The organism is Stutzerimonas stutzeri (assembly GCF_000952685.1).
GTDB lineage: Bacteria > Pseudomonadota > Gammaproteobacteria > Pseudomonadales > Pseudomonadaceae > Stutzerimonas > Stutzerimonas stutzeri_E.
Genome location: NZ_JYHV01000037.1, coordinates 352,447 through 370,007 on the forward strand (window position 1 = coordinate 352,447; position 17,561 = coordinate 370,007).

General features: G+C 63.7%; 17 protein-coding genes and 1 pseudogene. 6 read left to right on the forward strand and 12 right to left on the reverse strand.

Annotated features, from left to right (window positions below):
• Positions 1-9 precede the first annotated feature (9 nt).
• From UF78_RS20235 to UF78_RS20255, 5 genes and pseudogenes are all read left to right on the forward strand, one after another.
• Positions 10-432, forward strand: a complete 423-nt coding sequence (locus UF78_RS20235) for a DUF4426 domain-containing protein (protein WP_045164009.1) — start codon at positions 10-12, stop codon at positions 430-432.
• Positions 429-1,025 (forward strand): RdgB/HAM1 family non-canonical purine NTP pyrophosphatase, encoded by a 597-nt coding sequence (gene rdgB, locus UF78_RS20240; RefSeq protein ID WP_045164010.1) that lies wholly within the window; start codon positions 429-431, stop codon positions 1,023-1,025. Before UF78_RS20235 ends, rdgB begins: the two co-directional genes overlap by 4 nt.
• Positions 1,022-2,239, forward strand: a complete 1,218-nt coding sequence (hemW, locus tag UF78_RS20245) for a radical SAM family heme chaperone HemW (protein ID WP_080890669.1) — start codon at positions 1,022-1,024, stop codon at positions 2,237-2,239. The genes rdgB and hemW overlap by 4 nt, the downstream gene beginning before the upstream one ends.
• A gap of 9 nt (positions 2,240-2,248) precedes the next feature.
• Complete coding sequence (locus UF78_RS20250) at positions 2,249-2,572, forward strand: DUF3392 domain-containing protein (protein ID WP_045164011.1); 324 nt, start codon at positions 2,249-2,251, stop codon at positions 2,570-2,572.
• Between the two features lie 100 nt (positions 2,573-2,672).
• A pseudogene (locus tag UF78_RS20255) lies at positions 2,673-3,115 on the forward strand (carbamate kinase); the annotation flags it as partial.
• Positions 3,116-3,144: 29 nt separating this feature from the next.
• Here the strand turns inward: UF78_RS20255 and hutC are convergent.
• From hutC to UF78_RS20315, 12 genes are all read right to left on the reverse strand, one after another.
• Complete coding sequence (hutC, locus tag UF78_RS20260; RefSeq protein WP_045164012.1) at positions 3,145-3,888, reverse strand: histidine utilization repressor; 744 nt, start codon at positions 3,886-3,888, stop codon at positions 3,145-3,147.
• 84 nt (positions 3,889-3,972) lie between these two features.
• Positions 3,973-5,313 (reverse strand): Na+/H+ antiporter family protein, encoded by a 1,341-nt coding sequence (locus tag UF78_RS20265; protein WP_045164013.1) that lies wholly within the window; start codon positions 5,311-5,313, stop codon positions 3,973-3,975.
• Between the two features lie 88 nt (positions 5,314-5,401).
• Positions 5,402-6,940, reverse strand: coding sequence for a histidine ammonia-lyase (gene hutH / locus UF78_RS20270; protein ID WP_045164014.1), 1,539 nt, complete (start codon positions 6,938-6,940; stop codon positions 5,402-5,404).
• Positions 6,937-8,619 carry a urocanate hydratase gene (gene hutU, locus UF78_RS20275; RefSeq protein WP_045164015.1) on the reverse strand — a complete coding sequence of 561 codons (1,683 nt, stop codon included), beginning with the start codon at positions 8,617-8,619 and terminating at the stop codon, positions 6,937-6,939. The genes hutH and hutU overlap by 4 nt, the downstream gene beginning before the upstream one ends.
• Positions 8,620-8,656: 37 nt before the next feature.
• A complete protein-coding gene (locus tag UF78_RS20280) occupies positions 8,657-9,982 on the reverse strand; it encodes a YjiH family protein (protein ID WP_045164016.1) in 1,326 nt (441 codons plus the stop codon).
• Between the two features lie 92 nt (positions 9,983-10,074).
• The gene (gene hutG / locus UF78_RS20285) at positions 10,075-11,073 is read right to left on the reverse strand and encodes a formimidoylglutamase (RefSeq protein WP_045164018.1); all 999 of its coding nucleotides are present in this window, start codon (positions 11,071-11,073) and stop codon (positions 10,075-10,077) included.
• Positions 11,063-12,301 (reverse strand): imidazolonepropionase, encoded by a 1,239-nt coding sequence (hutI, locus tag UF78_RS20290; protein WP_045164019.1) that lies wholly within the window; start codon positions 12,299-12,301, stop codon positions 11,063-11,065. Before hutI ends, hutG begins: the two co-directional genes overlap by 11 nt.
• Positions 12,302-12,906: 605 nt before the next feature.
• Entirely contained in the window at positions 12,907-14,244 is a 1,338-nt protein-coding gene (locus UF78_RS20295) for a DUF1329 domain-containing protein (protein ID WP_045164020.1), read from the reverse strand.
• 171 nt (positions 14,245-14,415) lie between these two features.
• Positions 14,416-15,126 (reverse strand): tRNA (guanosine(46)-N7)-methyltransferase TrmB, encoded by a 711-nt coding sequence (trmB, locus tag UF78_RS20300; RefSeq protein ID WP_045164021.1) that lies wholly within the window; start codon positions 15,124-15,126, stop codon positions 14,416-14,418.
• Between the two features lie 62 nt (positions 15,127-15,188).
• Positions 15,189-15,983 carry a thiazole synthase gene (locus UF78_RS20305; protein ID WP_045164022.1) on the reverse strand — a complete coding sequence of 265 codons (795 nt, stop codon included), beginning with the start codon at positions 15,981-15,983 and terminating at the stop codon, positions 15,189-15,191.
• 84 nt (positions 15,984-16,067) lie between these two features.
• Positions 16,068-16,268 (reverse strand): sulfur carrier protein ThiS, encoded by a 201-nt coding sequence (gene thiS / locus UF78_RS20310; RefSeq protein WP_045164373.1) that lies wholly within the window; start codon positions 16,266-16,268, stop codon positions 16,068-16,070.
• 93 nt (positions 16,269-16,361) lie between these two features.
• Positions 16,362-16,736 (reverse strand): DUF423 domain-containing protein, encoded by a 375-nt coding sequence (locus tag UF78_RS20315; RefSeq protein WP_045164023.1) that lies wholly within the window; start codon positions 16,734-16,736, stop codon positions 16,362-16,364.
• Between the two features lie 69 nt (positions 16,737-16,805).
• Here UF78_RS20315 and mtgA point away from each other — a divergent pair, with 69 nt between their 5' ends.
• Entirely contained in the window at positions 16,806-17,516 is a 711-nt protein-coding gene (mtgA, locus tag UF78_RS20320; protein WP_045164024.1) for a monofunctional biosynthetic peptidoglycan transglycosylase, read from the forward strand.
• The last annotated feature ends 45 nt before the right edge of the window (positions 17,517-17,561 follow it).

Here is a 17,561-nt window from a genome sequence, read left to right on the forward strand (position 1 = left end):
GAACCGTCCATGAAACGCAGCCTGATATGCTTGCTCGCCCTGTTGTTCACCTTACCGGCATTGGCCGAGCGCAAGTACAGCGTCGGTGAGCACGACGTTCACTACATCGCTTTCAATTCCAGCTTCCTCCAACCGGACATCGCCGCAGCCGCCGGTCTGGTGCGCAGCAAGGCCCAGGGCGTGGTCAACGTCTCGGTGATCAAGGCCGGCAAGCCGGTGGCCGCGCAGGTCAGTGGCGTGGTCAAGAATCTTCTCGGTCAGGATTACCCCCTGACCTTCAAGCAGCTCAAGGAAGGCGACGAGGCCATCTACTACCTCGCGCAGTTTCCCTTCGACTCCAATGAGACGCTGCGTTTCAACCTGAACGTACGACCCACGGGCGCCGATCCGATCAACTTCGATTTCACCCAGGAATTCTTTCCAGACGAATGATGCCTTTCAACGAACTAGTGCTGGCCAGCCATAACGCCGGCAAGCTCAAGGAACTGCAGGCCATGCTGGGCGACACGGTACGTGTACGTCCGATTGGCGAATTCACCGACGTGGAACCGGAAGAAACCGGACTGTCCTTTGTCGAGAACGCTATCCTCAAGGCGCGCAACGCGGCCAGGGTTTCCGGCCTGCCGGCACTCGCCGACGATTCGGGACTGGCGGTCGACCATCTCGGTGGCGCGCCGGGGATCTACTCGGCCCGTTACGCCGATGGTCAGGGCGATGCCGCGAACAACGCCAAGCTACTGGATGCGCTCAGGAACGTGCCGGATGCCGAGCGCGGCGCGCAGTTCGTCTGCGCGCTGGCGCTGGTCCGGCATGCCGAGGATCCGCTGCCGATCATCTGCGAGGGGCTCTGGCATGGGCGTATTCTGCATGCCGCCCAGGGCGAGCATGGCTTCGGCTATGACCCGCTGTTCTGGGTGCCAGAGCGCAACTGTTCCAGCGCCGAGATGACACCCGCGGATAAGAACCAGCTCAGCCACCGCGCGCGTGCCATGGCCCTGCTCAAGCAGCGCCTGGGTATCGCATGAGCGAAACCGGCAGTCGCAGCAACCGGGAAGCTGGCAACGCGAACCACTCGGACAAGGCTCAGCGCACGGGTCCACGCCTGGCGCTGCCGCCGCTGGCCGCCTATGTCCACATTCCCTGGTGTGTACGCAAATGCCCCTATTGCGACTTCAATTCGCACGCGGCCGGTCCGACGCTCCCCGAAGACGCCTATGTCGCGGCGCTGCTGGACGATCTGGAAAGCGATCTGGATCAGGTGCAGGGGCGCAGGCTCACCTCGATCTTCTTCGGTGGCGGTACCCCGAGTCTGTTTTCCGCCCAAGCGCTGGGCCGGATTCTCGACGGACTGCAACAACGGGTCGGTTTCGCCGCTGACGTCGAGATCACCTTGGAGGCCAACCCGGGCACCTTCGAGCAAGCGAAATTTCGCGACTACCGTCACCTCGGAATCAATCGCCTGTCGATCGGCGTTCAGAGTTTTCAAGCCGCCAAGCTGAAAGCGCTGGGGCGGATCCACGACGGCGACGAAGCCGTACGCGCCGCCGACATGGCGCGCGCCGCCGGCTTCGACAACTTCAACCTGGACCTGATGCACGGACTGCCCGAGCAGAGCCTGGACGATGCCCTCGGCGATCTGCGCACCGCTATCGCCCAGCAGCCGACTCACCTGTCCTGGTACCAGCTGACGGTCGAGCCCAACACCGAATTCTGGAACCGACCACCTCAGCTACCCGAGGACGAGACGCTGTGGGATATCCAGGAGGCAGGCCAGGTGCTGCTCGCCGAGCATGGCTTCCGTCAGTACGAAACCTCGGCCTATGCTCAGCCCGGACGTCAGGCACGACACAACCTCAATTACTGGACCTTCGGTGACTTCCTCGGCCTCGGTGCCGGCGCACATGGCAAGATCAGTAGGCCCGACGGGCAGATTCGCCGAAGTTGGAAGACCCGATTACCAAAAGACTACCTGGACCCCGCCAAGCGCTACCGTGCCGGCGAATCGGTTCTGCGCGACGATGAATTACCCTTCGAATTTCTGATGAATGTGCTGCGCCTCACCGACGGCGTTCCGTCAGCACTGTTCACTGAGCGCACTGGATTGTCGACGGAGATGCTCGTCGAAGGCCGCCGCAAAGCCGAAGCGCGCGGACTGCTCAAGCGCGACCCGCAGCGCTTGGCCGCCACGGCCAAGGGCCAGTTATTCCTCAACGACCTGCTGCAGCTTTTCCTGCCCTAAGGACCCCGCATGGATCTTGTACTCGACCTCATCGCCACCCTATCGCGCTGGAGCCGAAGCCACCTGTTCGATATTTCGCTGGCGATCGTGGCGACGCTGTTCGTCCTGTTCGGACCGGCGCTCAACGCCTGGGTGCAGAAGAACATTGGTGGGCTCAATTTCGTTCTGCGCACCCTCGCCTTCGTGGTCTTCTGCGCCTTGGTCTACGGCCTCGGCATCATCTACCTGAGCCCCTGGCTGGCCAAGGGGTTGGCTCAGTTCAACAACTACACGCTCGCGCCAGTGCTGTTGCTGCTGCTGTTCATTATCGGCGTGGTAGCCGACCGTAACTGAGCGGCATCACTCCTCGCGCAGAAATCGATCGAGATCCATCGGCTCCCCAGACATACCGTGCAGCTGATGCGCTGCAGGAAATTGAACGCCACGACAACGGCCCGCAGGTCGCTTGCTGACCCAGGTCGAGGTGGACGCGAACGACTCTGCCTTCGAACAATCGAGCAAGCCGATCGGGCCGGTTTACAGCCGCGAAGAAGCCGAACGCCTGGCCACCCAGAAAAGCTGGCGCATCGCTGCGGACGGCGACCGCTTCCGCCGCGTGGTCGCCAGACCCCGGCCAAAGCGAATCTTCGAAATCCGGCCGATCCGCTGGCTGCTGGAAAAAAGCGCCGTGGTCATTTGTGCCAGTGGCGGAGACATCCCGGCGGTCTATGACCAGGACCGCAAGCTGCACTCGATGGGGCCGAAGGTACAGGCCACCTGCGAGTTCGCCGCAATACCGGCAAGTCGGCGGCCATCGGTTCGCTCGGCGATATCGAGGCGATCGTTCAGAGCCGGGCGGGGACTCGTGTCAGCCTGACACCGAGCGGATCGTCCTAGCCGGCTCGCCTTGGCACGCCGAGAAGGCGTCAGCTGCCACGTCGCAGCGAGGCCGAGGCGAAGTCGCGCGGCCCCAGCGCCGAGCGCAGCTTGTAGCGGTCTCCCGGGTGGATCAGCCGCGCGTAGCTGACCAAGTGATCCTCGGACCAGGTCCGGCGAATCATGCTCAGGCAAGGGGTCGCCGAGTCCATGGCCAGCCATTCGGCGGTCTGGCGATCGACCAGCACGGCTTCGACCACATGCTCGACGTCGGAGATCGGGCAGGCGGCCACCAGCACCTCGTTGGGCGTGTGCCGGGCGAAATCGGTCTGTAGGTAATCGGGCACCCAGCGCGGGTTGACGTAGCGATCCTCCAACTGGATCGGCAGGCCGTTCTCGCGGTGCACCAGAATGCTGTGGAAGGTCGGCGTGCCGACCCGTACGCCGAGCCGCAGGGCGACCTCGTCGTCGGCCTCGATCGCCTCGCAGCGCAGTATCAGGTTGCTGTACTCGTTGCCGCGTCCCCGGACCTCGGCCGCGATGTTCAGCACCTCATGCAGCGAAGACTCGGCCTTGCGATCGGTGACGAAGGTGCCGAGCCCGGCTTGGCGGATCAGGTAGCCCTTCTGCACCAGGTCGCGGATGGCCTTGTTGGCGGTCATCCGGCTGACGCCGAAATCCCGCGCCAGCTGCTCCTCCGCTGGGATCTGGTGATTGACCGGAAAGTCGCCGGCGTTGATGCGCTCGAGCAGGTACTGCTCGATGACCCGGTAGCGCGGTGTGTTGCTGGCCACTCAGGCCCCCTTAAAGTCGACGCGATGCGCGGATGATAACGTTCACCGTGACCGAGGTGCAGGGACCCGAGCGCGCCCGGACGATCAGAGCACCATAGCCGCCAACCAACCGGCCGCGATCAGCGGCAGGTTGAAGTGCAGGAACGTTGGTACCACGGTGTCCCAGATGTGGTCATGTTGGCCATCGGCATTCAACCCTGCAGTGGGCCCCAGGGTCGAATCCGAAGCGGGCGAACCGGCATCACCGAGCGCCGCGGCGGTCCCCACCAACGCGATGATCGCCAACGGCGAGAAGCCGAAACCCAGCCCCAGCGGCACATAAATGGAGGCGATGATCGGCACCGTGGAAAACGACGAGCCAATGCCGATGGTGATCAGCAGCCCCACCAGCAGCATGATCAAGGCCGCCATGCCTCGATTGTCGCCGATCAGCTCTGCCGAGCTGCTGACCAGGCTGGGGATCTCTCCGGTGGCCTTCATCACAGCCGCGAAGCCGGCAGCGGCAATCATGATGAATCCCACAAGCGCCATCAGGCGCATGCCCTGGGTGAACACGTCGTCCTGTTCGTCCCAGCGGATCACTCCGCTGATCGAAATCACCGCGAAGCCGACCAGGCCGCCGAATATCATCGAACCGCTCCACAATTGCACACCCAGCGCCAGTAGCAGGGCGAGAACGATCAACCCGAGCTGGCGCGCACCCAATGGGGTGGTATTGCTGCGCAGATGCTCGCCGGCGACCGGCAGTTCCTGGTAGACCCGCTTGCGGCGGTAGCTGAACGCAGCGACTGCCAGCCCGAGGACCATTCCCAGTGCCGGGATCGCCATCGCCTGGGGAGCCATTTCGCGGCTGACCGCCAGTCCCTGGGCTGCGCCGGCCTGGTTGACGTTGCCGATCAGGATGTCATTGAGAAAAATGGCGCCAAAACCGATCGGCAATGCCATGTAGGTCACGGTGATGGCGAAGGTGATCGCGCAGGCGGTCAGCCGCCGGTCCAGCTGCAGACGATTCATCACGTGCAACAGCGGCGGCACCAGGATCGGGATAAAGGCGATATGCACCGGAATCACGGTCTCGGCGGCGAAACCGGCCAGCACCAGGCTGGTCAGCATGACCCACTTGACCAGCGCCAGCTCGCCCGTCTTATGGCGGCTGTGCCCCAGATGCTCGACGACCCGGGCCGACAGTCGCTGGGCGATACCGGTACGCGACAGCGCCACAGCGAACGCGCCCAGAGTGGCGTAAGCCAGGGCCACCGAGGCGCCGCCGCCGAGCCCCTCGTTGAAGGCCTCGATGATGGCCTCGATCGGCATCCCGGCCGTCAGCCCGCCGATCACCGCGGAGACCACCAGCGCAAAGACCACCGAGACCCGCATCATCGACAGCGTGACCATGGCCAATACGGCCAAAACGACTGAATTCATTGGAGTTCCTTTCGGTTCTTATTGTTTTTTTGCGACAAAACGCCCCCAAGGCCTGCCATTAGAGACAGGCCAGGAGAGCGTCACAGCGTTATGGATTAAACGAAGGCAGCATTCCGCTCGGCATCAGCGGGTTGAGCACGCGCTCGGCGAGCAGCGCATCGGCCGCCGCGATGTCCGGCGCGAAGAAGCGGTCTTCCACGTAGTAAGGCACCTTGGCCCGCAGCACCTGGCGCGCCCGTTCGAGCAACGACGAGCTTTTCAGCCCCTCGCGAAAGTCCAGCCCCTGGCAGGCACCCAGCCACTCGATGGCCAGGACACCCCGGGTATTGGCCGCCATCTCCCACAGCCGCTTGCCCGCCGCCGGCGCCATGGAGACATGATCTTCCTGGTTGGCCGAGGTTGGCAGGCTGTCGACGCTGTGCGGGTGCGCCAAAGCCTTGTTCTCGCTGGCCAGGGCCGCGGCGGTGACTTGGGCGATCATGAATCCTGAGTTCACCCCACCGTTGGCCACCAGGAACGGCGGCAGCTGCGACATGTGCTTGTCCATCATCAGCGAAATGCGCCGCTCGCTCAGCGCGCCGATTTCGGCGATCGCCAGGGCGATATTATCGGCGGCCATGGCCACCGGTTCCGCATGGAAGTTGCCACCGGAGATCACATCGCCCTCGGCGGCGAACACCAGCGGATTGTCGGAGACCGCATTGGCTTCCACCGCCAGCACGTCTGCGGCCTGGCGCAGCTGAGTCAGGCAGGCACCCATGACCTGCGGCTGGCAGCGTAGCGAGTACGGATCCTGAACCTTGTCGCAGCCCTGATGGGAATGGCCAACTTCGCTGCTGTCGCCAAGCAGGTGGCGATACGCGTTAGCCGCATCGATCTGCCCGCGCTGACCGCGGGCGGCATGGATGCGTGCATCGAAGGGTGCCCGCGAGCCCAGTGCCGCCTCGACGGTCAGACTGCCGCAGACCGTGGCTGCGGCGAACAGGTCCTCGGCTTCGAACAGACCACGCAAGGCGTAGGCGGTGGAAACCTGGGTGCCGTTGAGCAGCGCCAGGCCTTCCTTGGCGGCCAGGGTCATGGGCTCGAGGCCGGCGATGGCCAGGGCCTCCCGCGCCGGTAGCCACTGGCCCTGGTAACGCGCTCGACCTTCACCGAGCAGTACCAGCGACATGTGCGCCAACGGCGCCAGATCACCGGAAGCCCCGACCGACCCCTTTAGCGGAATATGCGGATAGACCTCGGCATTGATCAGGGCGATCAGCGCCTCGATGACCCTGAGGCGGATGCCGGAAAAGCCACGCGCCAGACTGTTGACCTTGAGCAGCATGACCAGCCGCACCATGGCGTCATCCAGCGGCTCGCCGATGCCGGCGGCATGCGACAGCACCAGCGAACGCTGCAGCTTTTCCAGGTCTTCGCTGGCGATACGGGTCGAGGCCAGCAGACCGAAACCGGTATTGATGCCGTAGGCGGTGCGGCCCTCGCTGATGATCGCGTTGACGCAGGCGACGCTGGCCTCGATGGCGGTGTGGGCACTGTCGTCCAGGCGGAGCTTGAGCGGGTCGTGGTAGGCGGCGCGCAACTGGCCCAGGGTCAGTTGGCCCGGAATCAGATTGAACAGGCTCATGCGTTGGCTCCTTGGGTAGCGGCGATCATTGGAAGGTCGAGTCCTTGCTCGCGTGCGCAATGAATGGCGATGTCATAACCGGCGTCGGCGTGACGCATCACCCCGGTCCCCGGATCGTTGCGCAATACCCGTCCGAGACGGGCCCGAGCCTCTGGCGTACCGTCAGCCACGATAACCACCCCGGCGTGCTGCGAATAGCCCATGCCGACGCCCCCGCCATGGTGCAACGATACCCAGGTGGCGCCGCCCGCGGTGTTCAGCAGAGCATTGAGCAGCGGCCAATCGGAGACCGCGTCGGAACCGTCCTGCATCGCCTCGGTTTCGCGGTTGGGGCTGGCTACCGAGCCGGAATCCAGGTGATCGCGGCCGATCACGATGGGTGCTTTCAATTCGCCATTGGCGACCATGTCGTTGAACGCCTGCGCCAGGCGTGCGCGGTCTTTCAGGCCGACCCAACAGATGCGTGCCGGCAAACCTTGGAAGCTGATGCGCTCGCGGGCCATGTCCAGCCAGTTGTGCAGATGCGCGTCGTCGGGAATCAGCTCCTTGACCTTGGCGTCGGTCTTGTAGATGTCCTCGGGGTCGCCGGACAGCGCTACCCAGCGGAACGGGCCGATGCCCTGACAGAACAGCGGGCGGATGTAGGCCGGGACGAAACCGGGGAAGTCGAACGCGTTGTCGACGCCCTCCTCCAATGCCATCTGGCGAATGTTGTTGCCGTAGTCGAAGGTCGGCACGCCCATCTTCTGGAAGTCCAGCATGGCCCGCACGTGGACGGCCATGGACTGACGCGCGGCCTTGACCACCACCTCTTCTTCGGTCTTGCCGCGGGCGACGTACTCGTCCCAACTCCAGCCGGCCGGCAGATAACCGTGGCGCGGATCGTGGGCGCTGGTCTGGTCGGTCACCATGTCCGGGCGCACGCCGCGGCGCACCAGCTCCGGAAGGATTTCCGCGGCGTTGCCACATAGCGCGATGGAGATCGCCTTGCCTTCACCAGTGTATTTGTCGATGCGCGCCAGGGCATCGTCGAGGTCGTTGGCCTGCTCGTCGACGTAGCGGGTCTTCAGGCGGAAATCGATACGGCTTTGCTGACACTCGATGTTCAGCGAGCAAGCACCGGCCAGGGTCGCGGCCAATGGCTGCGCGCCGCCCATACCGCCCAGGCCGGCGGTCAGTACCCAGCGGCCCTTGAGGTCGCCGTCATAGTGCTGGCGGCCGGCCTCGACGAACGTTTCATAGGTGCCCTGAACGATGCCCTGGCTGCCGATGTAGATCCAGCTGCCGGCGGTCATCTGGCCGTACATGGCCAGGCCCTTGCGATCCAGTTCGTTGAAATGCTCCCAATTCGCCCAATGCGGCACCAGATTGGAATTGGCCAGCAGCACCCGCGGCGCGTCCTTGTGGGTTTCGAATACGCCGACCGGCTTGCCCGACTGGATCAACAGGGTCTGGTTGTCTTCCAGACGGGTCAGCACCTCGACGATCTTGTCGAAGCATTCCCAGTTGCGCGCGGCGCGGCCAATGCCGCCATACACCACCAGCTCCTTGGGATTCTCGGCCACTTCCGGGTCGAGGTTGTTCATCAGCAAGCGCAACGGCGCTTCGGTCAGCCAGCTCTTGGCGGTCAGGCTGGTACCGCGGGCGGCGCGGATTTCGGTGTCGCGGAAACGGGTCATTTCAGGCTCCTCTCTACAAATTCGGAAACGGCAGGCGTTACAGCCAGCCCAGGTAATGCGCCAGGTGGGCCAGCGGAATGCTGAATGCCAGGCTCAACAGGGTGCGTTGCAGCCAGACCAGCAACAGGTCGCGCAAACGCAGGGGGATTCGTGTCGCGAGCACGCAGGGGATCGAGGCGGACAGGAACAGGACGCTGCTCACCGATACGATCGCGGTGACGAATTTGACCAGCACGTCGGCATCCTTCAGCAACATCGCCGGAAGGAACATTTCCGCCAGGCCCGAGGAAATCGCACCGGCCACCTTCATCGGCTGGTCGAGGCCGAACAACCAGGTCAGCGGATACAGCAGCACGCCGATGGCATCGAACAGCGGGGTGTACTGGGCAGCGAGCAAGCCGAGCAGGCCCACCGCGAGAATGCTCGGCAGAATCGCCGCGGTCATGCGCAGACCATCGATGAAGGTCTCCCGCAGCGCGCTCGGCAACGACGGCGCATGGGCCGCCTGTTCGAGGCCGGCGCGCCAGGCACCGGCGATACGGCTTTCCCCGGCCGGCAGCGGCGGCTCGACACGGCTCTCGGATGGCAGGCGCGACAGCGGGTAGATCCGTGCGCTGACCGCGGTGACGCTGAAGGTCACCAGCATCGCGCTCCAGAAATACAGGTTCCAGATGTCCATCAGGCCGAGGGTCTTGGCGATGATCACCATGAAGGGCGCCGATACCGTGGAGAAGCCGGTGGCGATGATCGCCGCCTCGCGCACGCTGTAATGGCCTTGTCGATACATGCGGTCGGTGATCAGCAGGCCCACCGAGTAGCTGCCGACGAACGAGGCCACCGCATCGATCGCCGACTTGCCTGGGGTGCGCCAGATCGGTCGCATGACCGGCTGCATCAGCACGCCGACCAATTCCAGCAGGCCGAAGCCGATCAGAAATACCAGCGCCAGCGCGCCGAGCGGCACGATCAGCGCCAGGCTGAGCACCAGCTTGTCGAACAGAAACGGCAGCATGCCCGGTTGGTAGAGCGCCTCTGGACCGATACCAAGCAGATAGCCCACACCGATCAGCAGGCCGAACACCTTGAGCACGCTGAACACCGTGCGGGTCAGGTCGCCGCGCCAGCTGCCGCTGAGCCAGGGCTGCAACGCGCCGTAGAACAGGAACCCCAGGGCGATGGCGACAACCAGCGGACGAGCATGGGCGAGCAAGGCGCTGGCGCTGTGGTCGAGCAGGATGGTCGAACGGCCATCGATATCGAACGGCACGAAAAACACCAGCAATCCGATCAGGCTGTAGCCGAGCAAACGGGCCAGTGCACGAGCCCGCGAAACATTGGCGAGAGTGGTAGCCGGGTCAGACATGGCGGTGCTCCCGGCAAAGCGCTCGAACGCTGCAAAGCATCATCGAATGTTCCTCTGTAATTGTTTTTGTCAGAGAAATGGCTGGAGTGGGCTCAGCCGGTCAGGGACAGCAGGTGAATCAGCCGCGCCGCCAGCCGCGCGGTGCGGTTGTCGATGTCATGCTCGGGGTTGAGCTCGGCGAGATCGGCCAGCCGTAGCTTGCCGCTGTCACGGATGCGCTCGAGCAACGGCTCGAGCAGTGCCAGGGACACGCCGCGCGCGGCCGGTGCGCTGACCCCAGGTGCTTCGCAGGCGGGCAGCACGTCGATATCGATGGTCAGGTAGACGGCGTCGCAACCGGCGATGAAACGATCCAGATCCGCGCCCAGCGAGGCCAGGCTGGCTTCGCTGATGTCGCGGTCCTCGCGCACCAAAACCTGCAGTTCGGCGGCGCGCTGAAACAGCGCCCGAGTGTTGCTGGCTCGGCTGACGCCTATACAGGCATAAGCGAAAGGCCAACCACGTAACGCGCATTGCTCGGCGATCTGCGCGAACGGCGTGCCGGAAGATTGCACATGGGTCGGATCACGCAGGTCGAAGTGCGCGTCGAAATTGATGATGCCTATGCGTGGGGCGGCCCTCCGTGGGGCGGCCCTCCGTGGGACGGCCATCGCTGGAGAGCGCTGCTCGGATTGATCACCGCCCAGATGCCCAGCAAGGCCCTGCCAGCTACCGAACGCCACTTCATGGCCACCGCCAAGAACGATCGGCAGATGACCCGCATCGAGCAATGCGCAGACATTGCTACCCAGACGAGCCTGCGCCGCTTCCAGTTCGCCATCGGCACAGACCACGTCACCCGCATCGTAGGCCGGTCCGCTGCGGTGCCAGGCCAGATTGGCCAGCGCCTTGCGAATCGCCAAGGGGCCGTTTGCCGCACCGACTCGGCCATGATTGCGCCGCACGCCTTCGTCGCTGGCAAAGCCGAGCAAGGCCAGGCCCAGTACGCTGTCGCCGGCGAGCGGTTGAATGCGCTGGTGCCAGCGCGCGCTGTCCGCTTCCGGGTCAACGCGGCCTTGCCAGGGCTCCATCGAGTGGCGATCAGCGTGCATCACGAGCGGCCTCCTTGTCGTAGCTGACAACACCGCCAAAGATGCGCTGGCGCAGGCGTCCCGGCTGTACCGCGTACGCCAGCTCGGCTGGCGTCTGGACATCCCACAGACACAGATCGGCTGGCGCACCGACGGCGATACGCCCGAGCTCAGGTGTGCCCAGCGCTTGCGCGGCATGTGCGGTCATGCCGGCCAGCGCCTCGCGCGGCGTCAGGCGAAACAGCGTGCAGGCAAGATTCAGGTTCAGGGTAGGAAAACAGATTGGCGCGGTTCCAGGGTTGGCATCGCCGGCCACCGCCATCGCCACCCCATACTGGCGCAGCAGCGCGATGGGCGGCAGCTGGGTTTCGCGTAGCGTGTGGTAGGCGCCCGGCAGCAGGGTCGCAACCGTACCGGCGGCCGCCATGGCTTGCACCCCGGCCTCGTCGAGAAACTCGATATGGTCGGCCGAGAGCCCTCGATAGCGCGCCGCGAGGGCGCTGGCGCCCTGGTTGGACAGCTGCTCGGCATGTGCCTTGACCGGCAGCCCCTGAGCCTGGGCCGCCACGAATACCCGCTCGCACTGGGCCGGGCTGAAGCCGATGTGTTCGCAGAACACGTCCACCGCATCGGCCAACCCCTCGGCCGCGGCCGCTGGAATGATCTCGTTGCAGACCAGGTCGATGTAGCCATCGCTGTCATCGGCGAATTCCGGTGGCAACGCATGCGCCGCGAGTAAGGTCGTGGTGATTCGTACCGGCAGCTGTTCACCGAGTCGGCGCGCCACACGCAGCATTTTCAGCTCGTCGGCGGTCGTCAGGCCGTAACCGGATTTAATTTCGACGGTGGTCACGCCATCGGCCAGCAGCGCCTGCAGCCGAGGCAGGCTTTGGGCCAGCAGTTGCGCCTCGCTGGCGGCGCGGGTGGCACGCACGGTGCTGAGAATGCCTCCGCCCGCCTTGGCAATTTCAGCGTAGTCGACCCCTTCCAGGCGCTGCTCGAACTCATCGGCGCGGTTACCGGCATAGACCAGATGACTGTGGCAATCGATCAAACCGGGCGTCATCACGCCCCCGCAGCCCACTTCCAATGCGCCGGCGACCTGCGCCTCATCCAACTCGGACATGGTCACCACAAGCGTGACGCGACCGGCCTCTACCATCACTGCCATCGGCTGGGGCAGGGTCTGAATACCGTCGAATACGCTTACGGCGCGCCATAGCAGGCGTTTGTCAGGAGTGGAAGGCATCGTAGGCGACCTCTGGCTGTCTTATTGTATATACAATAGGAAATGACAGTTTGTTCGGTCAAGCGCTCTTAGTGCTTTTATTTGCCAGATGCTTGCGCTTATATCCGATGGGCCGGCTGCTCAACCCCCCTCTTAATGTATATACATATAAGCGACCGGCGTAGCCGGTATCGACAGCGCGTCGGGAAGATGTTGGCAGCGTGGCTCGCTCCCAGCCAGCAGACGTGCCAATCGTTCGGTGGCAGCCACAGAGAAACGCTGTAGTTGTTCGCGCAGGTTGCCGGCCTGTGGCTTCGGAACGGCCGGGCGGTTCGAGTATGACAGGCGCACAGAAACTACCGAGGCACTGCGCCCTCGGGGTCGGCAAGTGCCGCTGCGCTATGCCACTCTGCCGCTGGACGAGCACGACGCAGGTGCCGACCCGCAACGGCAACGCGGTGATTAGAACGCTCGCCGGGACCAGGCAGCGTATTCAACAGGCAGATGGCTACGGATCAGGCTCGAAGAGCTGGCAGCGAAGGTGCCAGCAGCCCTCGAAAAGACAGCCCTGGCCAGGTTAGCCAGGGCTCGGCCAGGCGGCGCAGACACCTGGCCGGGCGCAGCGCTCAGTTGGCGCCGCGGCGCAGCGCTGCAGGAGAGAAGTCTCGCGGCCCCATCTGGGCGCTGAAGTCGTACATCGGCTCGTTGTTATCCAGGCCATCGACGAAGTAGTTGCCATCCTTGAGGTGGTACAAGGTTTCCAGGGTGCTGCCAAACATGGGGACTTCGTAGTAGCTGATCGGATGGCTTTCCTGCAGGCCGATCAGTTCGGCATCCTGATCGAACAGATCGACTGCCAGAATCTGCCAGCTGTCCTCATCGATGTAGAAGCGACGCATGGCATACGGATGATTGAAGCCCTTGCGCAGCGTCGCCTCGACGATCCACACGCGGTGCTGCTCGTAGCGCAGCAGCTCGGGGTTCAGGGTACGTGCACCCACAATCGAGTCGTAGGGTATGCCCTGCTGGTGCACGGCATAGCTGTTGTAGGGAATCAGCATTTCCCGTTTGCCAATCAGCTTCCATTCATAACGGTCAGGCGCGCCGTTGAACGTGTCCACCACATCCGCCGTGGCCAGCCCGCTGGTATCCGGCTGCAGCGAATCATAGGCCAGCGAGGGCAGGCGCCGTACGCGGCGGTCGCTCGGGCTGTAGCGCCAAGCCTTGCGGATCGACAGTACCTGGTCGATCGGATCCTGCACCACCAGCGAGGTCCCGGAGAGCTTTGCTGGAGCGGTGACCCGGTACTTGTAGTAGAGCAGCGTGTTGTCCAGCTGCGTCTTGTTCATGCCCTCGCGGTTGTAGACGTAGTAGATGTGCCGATCCCGTTTGATCAGGTTAGCTCTGCCGTTGATCACCACGGCCTGGTTGTTGATCATGTGGGTCTGCTCACCCTTGTAATGAAGGATGTGATTCCAGATCACTTCCATGCCGTCCTGGGGCAGCGGGAACGGGATGCCGGCGACAGCCCCCTTGATGCCGTTGCCGTTGGCGATCAGCTCAGCAGCGACGGCATTGGCGCGCGTCTCGTCATAGATGCGCTGCGGAGCCGCGGCACTGCGACGTGTCGGGAACACACGCAAATAGAAGTCCGGATAGCGCTCAACCAATGCTCGGAGACCTTCGGGCAAAAGCGCGGCGTATTGCGCGACATTGCTGCTATCGACCCGGTACAGCACCGGGTCGGCGGCATAGGGGTCCGGGTGGTGCATTCCACTCGAGTAGTTGGCGGGCGCCTGTACACCACCGGTCCATGCCGGGATGCTGCCGCTGGCATTGGCCGACTGCTCGGCGCCCAGCGGGGTCAGATCCTGTCCCAGACGAGCAGCCTGAGCGTCATCCACCTTGGCGTGGGCCTGGCTCACCCAGGCCGCCAGCAGCAGAACTCCAAATTTTCTGTACATCGCTTTTGCTCCTTGCCGCGCAACGGACGCGGCAGACGACGGCCTCTGCCAAAAGACAGGGCTCTATTAGTTGTGCGTTGGGGGATCGCGCTTCCTGGCGCTCCGCTCTTGTCAGATTTTCCTGAGACCGCGTGGTACGGCCCTGATGGGCGCTGTAACGCCCACTCTCGGTCAGTCGACGCGTTCGAACTTGAGGTCCCAGACCCCGTGACCGAGGCGCTCGCCCCGGCGTTCGAACTTGGTCGTCGGGCGCTCTTGTGGACGCTCGACGTACTGCCCGTTTACCGCCTGGTTGCGATAGCCAGGCGCGATGCTCATGACCTCGAGCATGTGCTCGGCATAAGCTTCCCAGTCGGTTGCCATGTGCAACACACCACCGATCTTGAGTTTTTGCCGCACCAGTTCGGCGAATGCCGGCTGGACGATGCGCCGCTTGTGGTGGCGACTTTTGTGCCAAGGATCGGGAAAGAACAGCAAGACCCGGTCCAGGCTGGCGTCGGGAACGCATTCACGCAGCACTTCAAGCGCATCGCAACTGTAAACCCGCACGTTCGTCAGGTTTTGTGACATAAGCCCGTTTAGCAGCGCGCCAACGCCTGGCGAATGCACCTCAACCCCGATGAAGTCCTGCTCAGGTGCCGCCGCCGCCATTTCCAGCGTGGAATGCCCCATGCCAAAGCCGATTTCGAAGGTCCGTGGCGCCTGCCGGCCGAACACCTGATCGAAGTCGCGCGGGCCGTCGGCCAGCTCCAGACCGAACCGCGGCCAGCCCTGATCGAGGCCTCGCTGCTGACCTTCGGTCATGCGCCCGGCACGCATCACGAAACTCTTGATGGTACGCATGCGCCGTTGGCCCTCGGCCGGGGAGGTAGTGTCACTCATGGAAAACCTGCAGATAACAAGCACCGGCCGCGCGAGCACGTGGCCGGTAATGGGAAGGGAAATTAGCGGATCAGGCCTTCCAGAGGCGAAGAGGCGCTGGCATAGAGTTTCTTCGGCATACGCCCGGCAAGATAGGCCAGGCGGCCTGCATCGATCGCGTATTTCATGGCTTCGGCCATCAATACCGGGTTCTGCGCATGAGCGATGGCGCTGTTCATCAGGACCGCCTCGCAGCCCAGCTCCATGGCAATGGTGGCGTCCGAGGCCGTACCTACGCCAGCATCGACCAGCACCGGCACTTTGGCTTCTTCGAGAATGATCCGCAGGTTGTAGGGGTTGCAGATCCCCAGACCGGTGCCGATCAGTCCGGCCAGCGGCATTACCGCGATGCAGCCCATGTCGGCCAGCTGGCGGGCAATGATCGGGTCGTCGCTGGTGTAGACCATTACGTCGAAGCCGTCCTTGACCAGCACTTCGGCGGCTTTCAGGGTTTCGATGACGTTGGGGAACAGTGTTTTCTGGTCGGCCAGCACTTCGAGCTTGACCAGGTTGTGGCCGTCGAGCAGCTCGCGGGCCAGCCGACAGGTACGTACCGCTTCATCGGCGTCGTAGCAACCGGCGGTGTTCGGCAGAATGGTGTAACGGTCTGGCGAGATGACGTCGAGCAAATTGGGCTCGCCCGGGTTCTGGCCGATGTTGGTGCGGCGCACCGCGACGGTGACGATCTCGGCGCCGGATGCTTCGATGGCGGCGCGGGTCTCGTCGAGATCCTTGTACTTGCCGGTACCCACCAGCAGGCGCGACTGATAAGTGCGGCCGGCAAGTGTGAAGGGTTTGTCGTGCGGAACTGGGCTCATGCGACCATCCTGTTCATCTGTAATGAAGCGAAGAAGTACGCCGCTGCACGGGCGACGTCCGGAATTATCGAGGTAGCGGCCTCCTCAACCGCCGCCAATGGCATGCACGACTTCGACCCGGTCGCCTTCGACCAATACTGTCGTGGCATGCAGGCTGCGCGGCACAATGTCGCGATTGAGTTCGACCGCCAGCCGGCGCCCAGTCAGTTCCAGACGCTGCAGCAGATCGGCCACCGACTGACCGTCAGGTAGCTCGTAGCGCTCGCCGTTCAACTGGATGTGCATAGTGATCGCCACCATTGCCAAAGGGTCCGCATTCTAGCCCGATCGCCTCGGCGCACCAAGGCGACGAGCGCTGCCATTCATCTCTCTCGGCGATCAGGCGCGGAGATTCCAGGCGGCCAGCATCAGGCAGATCCACCCGGCCAGAAATGCCGTGCCGCCGAACGGCGTGATGATGCCCAGCTTGCCGATACCCGTCAGGGCCAGGAGATACAGGCTGCCGGAGAACAACAGAACGCCAAGCGCAAACAAGCCACCCGCTGCGACCAACAGACGGCTCGGTGCATGCAAGGCGAGCAAGGCCACCCCGAACAACGCCAGGGCGTGAAATAACTGGTAGTGCACGCCGGTCTGAAATACCGCGAGGTAATCGGCGCCGAGGCGGCTTTTCAAGCCATGCGCGGCGAAGGCGCCGAGCGCCACACCGGTCAGTCCGAAGAACGCAGCAAGCAGAAGAAAGGGACGAATCATTCAGGCGCCTCCAGTCAGGCTGTGATGAGCTCGTTATAATGCCCGTTCCCCCTGGTCCCGACCACGCCCATGCTCCGAGCTCTGCTGCGCCGCCTCACCAAACTGCTGCTCTGGCTGACCGCGCTTTCCGTGCTGCTGGTACTGGTGCTGCGCTGGGTTCCACCGCCTTTCACAGCACTCATGGTCGAACGCAAGATCGAATCCTGGATCAGCGACGACAGCATCGACCTGCAACGCAGCTGGCGGCCCTGGAAGGTGCTGCCGGATGATCTGAAAATGGCCGTGATCGCTGCCGAAGATCAGAAGTTCGCCGATCATTGGGGCTTCGATATCGCCGCCATCCGCGCCGCATTCGCACACAACGAACAAGGCGGCTCGCTACGTGGCGCCAGCACCCTGAGCCAGCAGGTCGCGAAAAATCTGTTCCTCTGGTCCGGACGCAGCTGGGTGCGCAAAGGGTTCGAAGTCTGGTTCACCGCCTGGATCGAGCTGCTATGGCCGAAGCAACGCATCCTGGAGGTCTATCTGAACAGTGTCGAATGGGGCAACGGCATTTTCGGTGCCGAGGCGGCGGCGCAGCATCACTTCGGTAAAGGCGCGGCCTATCTGTCCACCGCCCAGGCCAGCCAGCTGGCCGCCGTGCTGCCCAATCCTCGCGAGTGGAGCGCAGGGCGCCCCGGCCCGCATGTCCGTCGACGTGCCAGTTGGATTCGTCAGCAAATGCGTCAGCTGGGCGGCAGCCATTATCTGAATCAGCTACAGACAGCCAAGCAGCGCTGACAAGGTCATCGGTGCCCAACGAACCACCATCTTGCGCAGGACCTC

Excerpts from the sequence above, each read along its gene's own strand:
- hutG (WP_045164018.1), bottom strand. The coding sequence starts at position 11,073 with ATGCACGCTGATCGCCACTCGATGGAGCCCTGGCAAGGCCGCGTTGAC.
- UF78_RS20250 (WP_045164011.1), top strand. The coding sequence starts at position 2,249 with ATGGATCTTGTACTCGACCTCATCGCCACCCTATCGCGCTGGAGCCGA.
- trmB (WP_045164021.1), bottom strand. The coding sequence starts at position 15,126 with ATGAGTGACACTACCTCCCCGGCCGAGGGCCAACGGCGCATGCGTACC.
- UF78_RS20235 (WP_045164009.1), top strand. The coding sequence starts at position 10 with ATGAAACGCAGCCTGATATGCTTGCTCGCCCTGTTGTTCACCTTACCG.
- UF78_RS20315 (WP_045164023.1), bottom strand. The coding sequence starts at position 16,736 with ATGATTCGTCCCTTTCTTCTGCTTGCTGCGTTCTTCGGACTGACCGGT.
- hutH (WP_045164014.1), bottom strand. The coding sequence starts at position 6,940 with ATGAGCCTGTTCAATCTGATTCCGGGCCAACTGACCCTGGGCCAGTTG.
- mtgA (WP_045164024.1), top strand. The coding sequence starts at position 16,806 with ATGCTCCGAGCTCTGCTGCGCCGCCTCACCAAACTGCTGCTCTGGCTG.
- hutU (WP_045164015.1), bottom strand. The coding sequence starts at position 8,619 with ATGACCCGTTTCCGCGACACCGAAATCCGCGCCGCCCGCGGTACCAGC.
- UF78_RS20295 (WP_045164020.1), bottom strand. The coding sequence starts at position 14,244 with ATGTACAGAAAATTTGGAGTTCTGCTGCTGGCGGCCTGGGTGAGCCAG.
- UF78_RS20305 (WP_045164022.1), bottom strand. The coding sequence starts at position 15,983 with ATGAGCCCAGTTCCGCACGACAAACCCTTCACACTTGCCGGCCGCACT.
- hutI (WP_045164019.1), bottom strand. The coding sequence starts at position 12,301 with ATGCCTTCCACTCCTGACAAACGCCTGCTATGGCGCGCCGTAAGCGTA.
- thiS (WP_045164373.1), bottom strand. The coding sequence starts at position 16,268 with ATGCACATCCAGTTGAACGGCGAGCGCTACGAGCTACCTGACGGTCAG.
- rdgB (WP_045164010.1), top strand. The coding sequence starts at position 429 with ATGATGCCTTTCAACGAACTAGTGCTGGCCAGCCATAACGCCGGCAAG.
- UF78_RS20265 (WP_045164013.1), bottom strand. The coding sequence starts at position 5,313 with ATGAATTCAGTCGTTTTGGCCGTATTGGCCATGGTCACGCTGTCGATG.
- hemW (WP_080890669.1), top strand. The coding sequence starts at position 1,022 with ATGAGCGAAACCGGCAGTCGCAGCAACCGGGAAGCTGGCAACGCGAAC.
- UF78_RS20280 (WP_045164016.1), bottom strand. The coding sequence starts at position 9,982 with ATGTCTGACCCGGCTACCACTCTCGCCAATGTTTCGCGGGCTCGTGCA.